This is a genomic window from Streptomyces sp. NBC_00237, from assembly GCF_026342435.1.
GTDB lineage: Bacteria > Actinomycetota > Actinomycetes > Streptomycetales > Streptomycetaceae > Streptomyces.
Window position 1 is genome coordinate 534983 of record NZ_JAPEMT010000002.1, and the last position, 11344, is coordinate 546326.

The following is an 11344-nucleotide window of genomic DNA, read 5'->3' on the forward strand; positions in this document are numbered from 1 at the left end:
CAGCCGCCCTGAGGGGATCCCTCCCGCGCCCTCACGGCGTGGGGGAATCAGTCGGTTCGGCGTTCTCGCTCCACGCGTACGGCATCGGCCCCGGGACAGGGCCCGCCGCAGCACCACCCTCTCGACGCTTGCCGTCCGCCCGCGCCCCTCACTCGCGCGCGCCGACGGTCCGTCTTCCTCTGCGCAGACGCCCCTCGTCTCAGTCGTCACTCTTCCTTGGAGTCCCGTGATGGACACCCCTGCCTCCACCACCCCTCTCTCCTCCCTCACCACCGTCGCCGTCGTCGGCCTCGGCACCATGGGCACCGGCATCGCCGAGGTCCTGCTGCGGGCCGGTCGTACCGTGATCGGCATCGACATCAGTGCCGACGCCGTGACCCGCGCGGTCGCCGCCGTCGAGGCATCCACCGCCCGCGCCGTGCGCAAGGAGCGGCTGACCGCGATCGGGCGGGCGGAGGCGCTGGCCCGGTTCCGTACCGACGTGGACCTGTCGGCGGCGGCCGAGGCCGACCTCGTGATCGAGGTGGTGGACGAGTCGTACGAGGCCAAGCACCAGGTCTTCCGCGCCCTCGACTCCGTCGTCCGCCCGGACACCATCCTCGCCACCGGCACCAACGCCCTCTCGGTGACCCGCCTGGCCGCCGACTCGGCGCGCCCCGAGCGCGTCCTGGGCCTGCACTTCTTCAACCCGGCCCCGGCGATGAAGCTCGTCGAGATCGTCTCCTCGGTCCTCACCGCGCCGACCGCCGTCGCCGCCGTCACCGACCTCGCGCACGACCTCGGCAAGGAGCCGGTCGCGGTCGGCGACCGCCCCGGTTTCGTCGCGGACGGGCTGCTCTTCGGATACCTCAACCAGGCCGCCGCGATGTACGAGGCGAAGTACGCGTCCCGCGAGGACATCGACGCGTCGATGAGGCTCGGCTGCGGCCTGCCGATGGGCCCGCTCGCCCTGCTCGACCTGATCGGCATCGACACCGCGCGCACCGTCCTGGACGCCATGTACGCGGAGTCGCACGACCGCCTGCACGCCCCCGCGCCCATCCTCAAGCAGCTCGCGGCGGCGGGTCTGACCGGCCGGAAGGCGGGCCGGGGCTTCTACACGTACGACGCCCCCGACAGTGCCGCCGTCGTGCGCGACGCCCTGACCCCGCCGGAGGCGGCCCCGCTCGCCGACGGCCGCGAGATCCGCTCGGTCGGCGTCGCCGGTTCCGGGACGATGGCCTCCGGCATCGCGGAGGTGTTCGCGAAGGCCGGGTACGCCGTGGTCCTGGCGGCCCGCAGCTTCGAGAAGGCGGAGAAGGCCAAGTCCCGTATCGACACGTCCCTTTCGCGCTCCGTCGCCAAGGGCCGGATGACGGCGGAGGCCAAGGACGAGACCCTGGCCCGGATCACCCCGGCGGGCTCCCTCGACGCCTTCGCCGACGTGGACCTCGCCCTGGAGGCGGTGGCGGAGGACCTGGAGGTCAAGCAGCAGCTCTTCGCGACCTTCGACAAGGTCTGCAAGCCGGGCGCGATCCTCGCCACCACCACCTCCTCGCTCCCCGTCGTGGCCTGCGCCCGTGCGACCTCGCGGCCCGAGGACGTGATCGGGATGCACTTCTTCAACCCGGCCCCGGCGATGAAGCTCGTGGAGATCGTCCGCACCGTCCTCACCGCCGACGACGTCCACGCCACCGTCCGCGACCTCACCACGAAGATCCGCAAGCACCCCGTGGACTGCGGCGACCGGGCGGGCTTCATCGTGAACGCCCTCCTCTTCCCGTACCTGAACAACGCGATCAAGATGGTTCAGGAGCACTACGCCTCGCTGGACGACATCGACGCCGCGATGAAGCTGGGCGGCGGCTATCCGATGGGCCCCTTCGAGCTCCTCGACGTGGTCGGCCTCGACGTCTCGCTCGCCATCGAGCAGGTGCTGCACCGAGAGTTCCGCGACCCGGGCCTGGCCCCGGCGCCGCTCCTGGAGCACCTGGTGGCGGCGGGCTGCCTCGGCCGCAAGTCCGGGCGCGGGTTCCGGGAGTATGCGCGCCGGTGAGCGGGCGGGTTCGCCCGGGTGGGGCGGGCTGCTGGAGGATTCCGGCGGCCCGCCCCCTCAGGCGCGCTCTCCTGCGCGGATGGGTTACGTTCAGGGCATGCCCCAGGCCCCCAGGACTTCCCGTACGAACTCCGCACCCGACGTGCCCGAGAGCGCGGCGGGTTCGCGCGCGGCGGCGCAGCGCCTCAAGATGCGCCGCGAGCTCTCCGCCGCCGCCATGGAGCTCTTCGCGACGAAGGGGTACGAGGCGACCACGGTCGACGAGATCGCGGCGGCGGGGGGCGTCGCCCGGCGCACCTTCTTCCGCCACTTCCGCTCCAAGGAAGAGGCGATCTTCCCGGACCACGACGACACCCTCGTACGGGCCGAGGCGGTATTGAACGCGGCCCCGCCGCACGAGCACCCGCTCGACACGGTGTGCCGGGGCATCAAGGAGGTCATGCGGATGTACGCGGCGGCCCCCGCCGTCTCGGTCGCCCGCTACAAGCTGACCCGCGAGGTGCCCACCCTCCGCGAGGCGGAGATCGCCTCGGTGGCCCGTTACGAGCGTCTGTTCACGCGCTATCTGCTGGGCCACTTCGACGAGCACGACCACCACCCCGGCAACGACGACCCGCTCCTCGCGGAGGTCGCGGCGTCGGCGGTCGTCACGGCCCACAACCACGTCCTGCGGCGCTGGCTGCGGGCCGGCGGCCAGGGCGACGTGGAGACCCAGCTCGACCACGCGTTCGCGATCGTCAGGGACACCTTCGGCTCGGGGATCGGCGCGGGCCGCAGCGCCCGTTCCGACGCCGCTCCGGCGTCGGGTGCCGCGTCCGCCGCCGTCCGCAGGGACGGCGAGGTGCTGGTGGCGGTGGCACGCACGGACGCACCACTGGACGAGGTCATGCGCACGATCGAGGAGGCGCTCAAGCAGCGCTGAACCCCCTTCGGCGGGCTCCTGGAGGGCCGCTGGGCCCCGCTGAGACGTACACCACGAAAGAAGCCGTTCCCCCTGGTGGGAGCGGCTTTTTTCATGCCCCAACGCGGCCGAATCGGACATCCGCCGAACCCCTCTCGATCGATCATCGCGCACATGGGCACCCCATTCGCCAAGTGAGCGAATTTGTTGGCACTCAGTGCCTTGCGGCCTGTCACGGGGTGCCATACGTTGATGTTGTCCGAGCGGCCGGGATGCAGACCTCACGCACCCCGGCTGTCCCCGCCCACCCCTGGTGGGCGCGCCCGGACGCCTGCGTCACAGGCACCTCCCGCGCACACCCTCGCGCTGCCGGAACACAGCTGAACCCCTCGCCGAACCGACGGCACACCTCCACACACCCTCACCCTCGCCCCACCCTCAGCACCCCGACGACCCCTCAAGGCGCCCCTCCCTCAAGGGCGCTCCGCCGGAGGCACACCGTGAAGGAAATCCTGGACGCGATCCAGTCGCAGGAAGCGACTGCCGCGGACTACGCCGCTCTCTCGCTCCCCGAGTCGTACCGCGCGATCACCGTGCACAAGGACGAGGCCGAGATGTTCGCCGGTCTCACCACCCGCGAGAAGGACCCCCGCAAGTCGCTCCACCTGGACGACGTGCCGGTTCCCGAACTCGGGCCCGGCGAGGCCCTGGTGGCGGTCATGGCGTCGTCCGTGAACTACAACTCCGTCTGGACCTCGATCTTCGAGCCGGTCTCGACCTTCAGCTTCCTCGAAAGGTACGGCCGCCTCAGTGAGTTGACGAAGCGTCACGACCTGCCGTACCACATCATCGGCTCCGACCTGGCGGGCGTCGTCCTGCGCACCGGACCCGGCGTGAACGCCTGGAACCCCGGCGACGAGGTCGTCGCGCACTGCCTCTCCGTCGAGCTGGAGTCCTCCGACGGGCACAACGACACGATGCTCGACCCCGAGCAGCGCATCTGGGGCTTCGAGACGAACTTCGGCGGGCTCGCCGAGATCGCCCTCGTCAAGTCCAACCAGCTGATGCCCAAGCCCGACCACCTCAGCTGGGAGGAGGCCGCCTCCCCCGGCCTGGTCAACTCGACCGCGTACCGCCAGCTGGTCTCGCGCAACGGCGCGGGCATGAAGCAGGGCGACAACGTCCTGATCTGGGGCGCGAGCGGCGGACTCGGCTCCTACGCCACGCAGTTCGCCCTCGCGGGCGGCGCGAACCCGATCTGCGTCGTCTCCAGCGAGCAGAAGGCGGACATCTGCCGGGCGATGGGCGCGAACGCGATCATCGACCGCAACGCCGAGGGCTACAAGTTCTGGCAGGACGAGAACACCCAGGACCCGCGCGAGTGGAAGCGCTTCGGCAAGCGCATCCGCGAGCTGACCGGCGGCGAGGACGTCGACATCGTCTTCGAGCACCCGGGCCGCGAGACCTTCGGCGCTTCCGTGTACGTCACCCGCAAGGGCGGCACGATCGTCACCTGCGCCTCGACCTCCGGCTACACGCACGAGTACGACAACCGCTACCTGTGGATGTCCCTGAAGAAGATCGTCGGCTCGCACTTCGCCAACTACCGCGAGGCGTGGGAGGCCAACCGCCTGGTCGCCAAGGGCAAGATCCACCCGACGCTCTCCAAGGTGTACGCGCTCGAAGACACCGGGCAGGCCGCGTACGACGTCCACCGCAACGCGCACCAGGGCAAGGTCGGCGTCCTCGCCCTCGCCCCGCGCGAGGGACTGGGCGTCCGCGACCACGAGCTGCGCGCGACGCACATCGACGCCATCAACCGCTTCCGGAACGTCTGATGAGTGACCGTCAGCCCGGTAACGCGCGCCAGAAGGACCGGCCCTGGCTCATGCGGACGTACGCCGGTCACTCGACCGCCGAAGCGTCCAACGCGCTCTACCGCAACAACCTCTCCAAGGGCCAGACCGGGCTGTCGGTCGCGTTCGACCTGCCCACCCAGACCGGCTACGACCCCGACCACATCCTCGCCCGCGGCGAAGTGGGACGGGTCGGGGTCCCGGTGTCCCACCTCGGTGACATGCGCCGTCTGTTCCAGGACATCCCCCTGGAGCAGATGAACACCTCGATGACCATCAACGCCACCGCGATGTGGATGCTGGCCCTCTACCAGGTGGTCGCCGAGGAGCAGGGCGCGGACATCTCCCAGCTCCAGGGCACCACCCAGAACGACATCGTCAAGGAGTACCTGTCGCGCGGGACGCACGTCTTCCCGCCAGGACCCTCCCTGCGGCTGACCACCGACATGATCTGCTACACGGTCAACAACATCCCCAAGTGGAACCCCATCAACATCTGCTCCTACCACCTCCAGGAGGCGGGAGCGACCCCGGTCCAGGAGATCGCGTACGCGATGTCCACGGCCATCGCCGTCCTCGACTCCGTCTTCGCCTCGGGGCAGATCCCGGACGACCGGCGCGGCGACGTCGTCGCCCGCATCTCGTTCTTCGTGAACGCGGGCGTCCGGTTCATCGAGGAGATGTGCAAGATGCGCGCCTTCGGCCGCATCTGGGACAAGATCACCCGCGAGCGGTACGGCATCGAGAACCCCAAGCAGCGCCGCTTCCGCTACGGCGTCCAGGTCAACTCCCTCGGCCTGACCGAGGCCCAGCCGGAGAACAACGTCCAGCGCATCGTCCTGGAGATGCTGGGCGTCACCCTCTCCAAGGACGCCCGCGCCCGCGCGGTCCAACTCCCCGCCTGGAACGAGGCGTTGGGCCTGCCCCGCCCGTGGGACCAGCAGTGGTCCCTGCGCATCCAGCAGGTCCTGGCACTCGAAAGCGACCTCCTCGAGTACGAGGACATCTTCGAGGGCTCGCACGTCATCGAGGCCAAGGTCTCCTCCCTCGTGGACGAGTGCCTGGCCGAGATCGACCGCATCGAGGAGATGGGCGGCGCGCTCGCCGCCGTCGAGTCCGGCTACCTCAAGTCCGAACTGGTCTCCTCGCACGCGCTGCGCCGGAGCCGCATCGAGTCCGGCGAAGAGAAGATCGTCGGCGTCAACTCGTACGAGTCGACGGAGCCGAGCCCCCTCACCTCGGACCTCGACACCGCGATCATGACGGTCGACCCGGCCGTCGAGGCGCGCGTGGTGGCCGCTCTCGGGGAGTGGCGCACCACCCGTGACGCGCCCAATGAGCGGCAGGGTCTCGGCGATCCGCTGCTCTACCCGTCCACGGCGCAGGCCATCGAGCTCCTCAAGGAGGCCGCCGCCACCGACGAGAACCTCATGGAAGCGACCCTGGAGTGCGTGCGCGCCGGTGTCACGACCGGCGAGTGGGCGTGGGCGCTGCGCGAGGTGTTCGGCGAGTTCCGCGCCCCGACCGGGGTGTCCTCGGCCCCGGTGGCCGTCACCGCCGAGCCGGGCACGCCACTGGCCCTCGTACGGGAGAAGGTGAAGCGGACGGCGGACGAGCTGGGCTCCGGGCGGCTGCGTCTGCTGGTCGGCAAGCCCGGTCTGGACGGGCATTCCAACGGGGCCGAGCAGATCGCCGTACGCGCGCGCGACGCGGGCTTCGAGGTGGTCTACCAGGGGATCAGGCTCACGCCCGAGCAGATCGTCAGCGCGGCCCTCGCGGAGGACGTGCACTGCGTGGGCCTGTCCATCCTGTCCGGCTCGCACGCCGAGCTGGTGCCGGACGTCCTCGTACGGCTGCGAGAAGGGGGAGCCCCCGAGCTCCCCGTCATCGTCGGCGGGATCATCCCGAACGCCGACGGCGAAGAACTGAAGCGGGCGGGCGTCGCCGCCGTCTTCACCCCGAAGGACTTCGGCATCACGGAGATCATCGGCCGTATCGTCGACGAGATCCGGAAAGCGAACAAGCTCAGCCCCTTGGAAATCTCGGAGGTCCCCGCATGACTGCCCCTGTGAACCGTCTCCGCCCCCGCCGCTCGTGTCTCGCGGTCCCCGGGTCGAACCCCCGCTTCCTGGAGAAGGCCCAGGGTCTGCCCGCCGACCAGGTCTTCCTGGACCTGGAGGACGCCTGCGCACCGCTCGCCAAGCCCGAGGCGCGGCACACCATCGTGAAGTTCCTCAACGAGGGCGACTGGACCGGCAAGACGCGCGTCGTGCGCGTCAACGACTGGACCACCGAGTGGACGTACCGCGACGTCGTCACCGTCGTCGAGGGCGCGGGCCAGAACCTCGACTGCATCATGCTGCCGAAGGTCCAGGACGCCCAGCAGATCGTCGCTCTCGACCTCCTCCTGACCCAGATCGAGAAGACGATGGGCTTCGAGGTCGGCAGGATCGGCATCGAGGCGCAGATCGAGAACGCGCGCGGCCTCAACAACGTCAACGCCATCGCCGAGGCGTCCCCCCGCACCGAGGCGATCATCTTCGGCCCGGCCGACTTCATGGCGTCGATCAACATGAAGACCCTGGTCGTGGGCGAGCAGCCGCCGGGCTACGGCGCCGACGCCTACCACTACATCCTGATGAAGATCCTGATGGCGGCCCGCGCCAACGACCTCCAGGCGATCGACGGCCCCTACCTCCAGATCCGCAACGTCGACGGCTACCGCGAGGTCGCCCGGCGCGCGGCGGCACTCGGCTTCGACGGCAAGTGGGTGCTGCACCCGGGCCAGGTGGAGGCGTCGAACGAGATCTTCTCCCCGTCCCAGGAGGACTTCGACCACGCCGAGCTGATCCTCGACGCGTACGACTTCTACACGTCCGAGGCGGGCGGCAAGAAGGGCTCCGCGATGCTCGGCGACGAGATGATCGACGAGGCCAGCCGCAAGATGGCGCTCGTCATCTCGGGCAAGGGCCGGGCCGCCGGCCTGCGGCGCACCTCGAAGTTCGAAGCCCCGGAGGTCTGATCACCATGCAATTCGGACGCACCTTTGAGGAGTTCGAGGTCGGCGCGGTGTACAAGCACTGGCCCGGCAAGACGGTCACCGAGTACGACGACCACCTCTTCTGTCTGCTCACGATGAACCACCACCCGCTCCACATGGACACCAACTACGCGGAGAAGACCACCGACTTCGGCAAGAACGTCGTCGTCGGCAACTACGTCTACTCCCTGCTCCTCGGCATGTCCGTCCCGGACGTCTCGGGCAAGGCGATAGCCAACCTGGAGGTCGAGTCGCTGAAGCACATCGCGCCGACCTTCCACGGCGACACGATCTACGGCGAGACCGTCGTCCTCGACAAGACCCCCTCCAGGTCGAAGAACGACCGGGGAATCGTCTACGTCGAGACCAAGGGCTACAAGCAGGACGGCACGGTCGTCTGCGTGTTCCGCCGCAAGGTGATGGTCCCGACCGAGACGTACATCAAGGAACGCGGCGGCGAACAGCCCGGCCGCCCCGAGCCGAAGGTGAAGGACAAGTAACCATGGCCCGTCTCGCCCAGACCGCCGGTCTGACCGACATCCAGCAGGAAATCCTCTCCACCGTCCGGAACTTCGTCGACAAAGAGATCATCCCGGTAGCCACCGAGCTGGAGCACCGCGACGAGTACCCGACGCAGATCGTCGAGGGCCTCAAGGAACTCGGCCTCTTCGGCCTGATGATTCCCGAGGAGTACGGCGGCCTGGGTGAGTCCCTTCTCACATATGCGCTCTGTGTGGAAGAGATCGCCCGTGGGTGGATGAGCGTGTCCGGAATCATCAACACGCACTTCATCGTGGCGTACATGCTCAAGCAGCACGGAACGCAGGAGCAGAAGGACACCTTCCTGCCCCGGATGGCGCTCGGCGAGGTGCGCGGCGCGTTCTCGATGTCGGAGCCTGCCCTCGGCTCGGACGTGTCGGCGATCACGTCCAAGGGCGTGCGCGACGGCGAGGAGTACGTGCTCAACGGCCAGAAGATGTGGCTGACGAACGGCGGCACCTCCTCGCTCGTGGCGGTCCTGTGCCGCAGTGACGAGGGTCACCCGGAGGGCACGGCCCCGCACAAGTCGATGACGACGTTCCTGGTCGAGAAGGAGCCCGGATTCGGTGAGGTCCGCCCAGGACTGACCATTCCCGGCAAGATCGACAAAATGGGATACAAGGGCGTCGACACCACCGAACTGATCATGGACGGACTGCGCATTCCGGCCAATCGCGTACTCGGCGGGACCACCGGTCGAGGGTTTTACCAAATGATGGACGGTGTAGAGGTCGGCCGCGTCAACGTCGCCGCCCGTGGCTGCGGCGTCGCACAGCGTGCCTTCGAGTTGGGTGTTTCGTACGCCCAGCAGCGCCACACCTTCGGCAAACCGATCGCCCAGCACCAGGCGATCCAGTTCAAGCTGGCCGAGATGGCCACCAAGGTCGAAGCCGCCCATGCGATGATGGTGAACGCAGCACGCAAAAAGGACAGCGGGGAACGAAACGACCTCGAAGCAGGGATGGCTAAGTACCTGGCCTCCGAATACTGCAAGGAAGTCGTCGAGGACGCCTTCCGCATTCACGGTGGATACGGGTTCTCGAAGGAGTACGAAATCGAGCGCCTCTACCGCGAGGCACCCATGCTGCTGATCGGTGAAGGTACCGCCGAGATCCAGAAAATGATCATTGGACGGCGACTGCTGGAGGAATATCGGTTCCAGGGCTGATTGTTCTCTTTGGGTAGATTTCAACGCGAAGAAGATCACACCCTGTTACGTCTTCCAGGCGGCTTTCCGGCCGCTGACTCGCTTTCCGGCTTGCCCAGTTGCGGCCCGCAACCGATAGCATCGCCGGAAAGCCGCCGTCCCCCGTCTCCGCGCGGCATCATCCGCTACGAAGGTCTTCCATGCCCCACAGCCAAACCTCTGCACCACGCGACGGCGACTCCTCGGGTCTCATCCCCAGGGTTCGCCTTGCTCGCGGAGCATCGCCGTGGCTCCTGCCGACCGTCGCGACCGCGGCCCTCTCCCTGGCCAAGGCGCGCAAGTCGGGCCGCTGGGCCGCCGCAGCCGTCCCCACCACCGCTCTCGCGGCGGGGATGCTGTGGTTCTTCCGCGACCCCGAGCGCGAGATCGCCCAGGGCCGGGTGATCTCGCCGGCCGACGGCGTGGTGCAGAGCATCATGCCGTGGAAGGACGGGCGCACGCGCGTCGCGATCTTCATGAGCCCGCTGAACGTCCACGTCAACCGCGCGCCCCTGGCGGGCACGGTGACGTCCGTCGAGCACGTGCCCGGCGGTTTCGTTCCGGCGTTCAACAAGGAGAGCGAGAACAACGAGCGCGTCGTCTGGCACTTCGACACGGAGCTCGGCGACATCGAGATGGTGCAGATCGCGGGCGCTGTGGCCCGCCGCATCGTCCCCTACCTCCCGCAGGGCACCAAGGTGGAGCAGGGCGAGCGGATCGGCCTGATCCGCTTCGGATCGCGTGTGGACATCTACCTTCCGGAAGGTGTCGATATCGCGGTCGAGGTGGGACAGACCACTACCGCGGGGGTGACTCGAATTGACCGTGACTGATCCAGAGACGCAGGCCGGATGGGTTCCTGAGGCCGGGGCGGCCGGTGCCGACGACGACGCGGAGGACATGCCGCTCAGTCTGAGGCTGTCGATAGCGGACACCCTCACGCTCGGTAACGCCACGTGCGGATTCATGGCGGTGTACTTCACCACCACCGGAATCCTCATTCCGCACCTCCAGGGCAGCGCCGAGACCGGCATGGCACGCAACAGCGCCGCCACCGCCGTGATCCTGATGCTGCTCGCCGCGATCTTCGACCTGTGCGACGGCCTGGTGGCCCGCAAGCTGCGCAGCTCGCCGATGGGCGCGGAGCTGGACAACCTCTCCGACCTGATCAGCTTCGGGCTCGCCCCCGCCTACTTCGTGCTCGTGTACGGAATGGTGGCGGACGACGCCCAGCAGAAGGTGGCGGCGCTCGCCGCGATCGTGGTGCTGCTGGCGGTGGTGCTGAGGCTTGCGCGGTTCAGTTGCGTGACCATGAAGGACGGCATGTTCCAGGGCATGCCGAGCCCCTTCGGAGCGCTCACGGTCGTCTCGATCGTCCTCCTGGAGCTCCCCTTCATCGCCACCCTCCTCGCCGTGATCGGCGTGGCCTGGCTGATGGTGAGCCGGGTCGAGTACCCGAAGCCGCGGGGCATCCTCGCGGTCGCGATGCTCAGCTGGATCATCGGCGCGATGGGCATGCTGGTCGCCTGGGCGTTCAACGCTCCCGGCGGTGAGCTGCTGCTCCAGACCGGCTGTGTGCTCCAGGTCGTCCTGGGTGCCGTGATCCCCCTGTTCGCCACGGCGCGACGGGTGAACGCGTTCCGGGACAACCGCCGCGAGGCGCGGGCAGCGCAGCTGCCGTAGTACGGATACGTACGCGAGAGGGCCCCCGGCCGGGGTTGAACCGGCCGGGGGCCCTCTTTCACATCCAGCCCGTCCGGCGTTTGAGGACGCGCGGGCGCAGCCC

9 protein-coding genes are annotated in these 11344 nt (G+C 68.6%); all 9 read left to right on the top strand.

What is annotated here, in order from left to right:
* Window positions 1-229: 229 nt before the first annotated feature.
* The 9 genes from OG897_RS16715 to pssA all read left to right on the top strand — a co-directional run bounded on the left by OG897_RS16715 (window position 230) and on the right by pssA (window position 11241).
* Window positions 230-2035 (top strand): 3-hydroxyacyl-CoA dehydrogenase family protein, encoded by a 1806-nt coding sequence (locus OG897_RS16715; protein ID WP_266657592.1) that lies wholly within the window; start codon window positions 230-232, stop codon window positions 2033-2035.
* Between the two features lie 79 nt (window positions 2036-2114).
* The gene (locus OG897_RS16720; protein ID WP_266657594.1) at window positions 2115-2957 is read left to right on the top strand and encodes a TetR family transcriptional regulator; all 843 of its coding nucleotides are present in this window, start codon (window positions 2115-2117) and stop codon (window positions 2955-2957) included.
* Window positions 2958-3436: 479 nt separating this feature from the next.
* Window positions 3437-4774: a crotonyl-CoA carboxylase/reductase gene (ccrA, locus tag OG897_RS16725; protein WP_266657596.1), complete on the top strand. Its 1338-nt coding sequence runs from the start codon at window positions 3437-3439 to the stop codon at window positions 4772-4774.
* The gene (locus OG897_RS16730; protein WP_266657598.1) at window positions 4774-6852 is read left to right on the top strand and encodes a protein meaA; all 2079 of its coding nucleotides are present in this window, start codon (window positions 4774-4776) and stop codon (window positions 6850-6852) included. Before ccrA ends, OG897_RS16730 begins: the two co-directional genes overlap by 1 nt.
* Window positions 6849-7814 (top strand): CoA ester lyase, encoded by a 966-nt coding sequence (locus OG897_RS16735; protein ID WP_266657600.1) that lies wholly within the window; start codon window positions 6849-6851, stop codon window positions 7812-7814. The genes OG897_RS16730 and OG897_RS16735 overlap by 4 nt, the downstream gene beginning before the upstream one ends.
* Window positions 7815-7819: 5 nt before the next feature.
* Window positions 7820-8332 (top strand): MaoC family dehydratase, encoded by a 513-nt coding sequence (locus OG897_RS16740; protein WP_266657601.1) that lies wholly within the window; start codon window positions 7820-7822, stop codon window positions 8330-8332.
* Between the two features lie 2 nt (window positions 8333-8334).
* Window positions 8335-9540 carry an acyl-CoA dehydrogenase family protein gene (locus tag OG897_RS16745; RefSeq protein WP_266657603.1) on the top strand — a complete coding sequence of 402 codons (1206 nt, stop codon included), beginning with the start codon at window positions 8335-8337 and terminating at the stop codon, window positions 9538-9540.
* 179 nt (window positions 9541-9719) lie between these two features.
* Complete coding sequence (locus OG897_RS16750; protein ID WP_266657605.1) at window positions 9720-10391, top strand: phosphatidylserine decarboxylase; 672 nt, start codon at window positions 9720-9722, stop codon at window positions 10389-10391.
* Complete coding sequence (pssA, locus tag OG897_RS16755) at window positions 10378-11241, top strand: CDP-diacylglycerol--serine O-phosphatidyltransferase (protein WP_266657607.1); 864 nt, start codon at window positions 10378-10380, stop codon at window positions 11239-11241. The genes OG897_RS16750 and pssA overlap by 14 nt, the downstream gene beginning before the upstream one ends.
* The last annotated feature ends 103 nt before the right edge of the window (window positions 11242-11344 follow it).

Bases quoted from the DNA above. Each gene is read 5' to 3' on its own strand.
- OG897_RS16715 (WP_266657592.1), top strand. From the start codon at position 230: ATGGACACCCCTGCCTCCACCACCCCTCTCTCCTCCCTCACCACCGTC.
- OG897_RS16720 (WP_266657594.1), top strand. From the start codon at position 2,115: ATGGGTTACGTTCAGGGCATGCCCCAGGCCCCCAGGACTTCCCGTACG.
- OG897_RS16730 (WP_266657598.1), top strand. From the start codon at position 4,774: ATGAGTGACCGTCAGCCCGGTAACGCGCGCCAGAAGGACCGGCCCTGG.
- OG897_RS16735 (WP_266657600.1), top strand. From the start codon at position 6,849: ATGACTGCCCCTGTGAACCGTCTCCGCCCCCGCCGCTCGTGTCTCGCG.
- OG897_RS16740 (WP_266657601.1), top strand. From the start codon at position 7,820: ATGCAATTCGGACGCACCTTTGAGGAGTTCGAGGTCGGCGCGGTGTAC.
- OG897_RS16745 (WP_266657603.1), top strand. From the start codon at position 8,335: ATGGCCCGTCTCGCCCAGACCGCCGGTCTGACCGACATCCAGCAGGAA.
- OG897_RS16750 (WP_266657605.1), top strand. From the start codon at position 9,720: ATGCCCCACAGCCAAACCTCTGCACCACGCGACGGCGACTCCTCGGGT.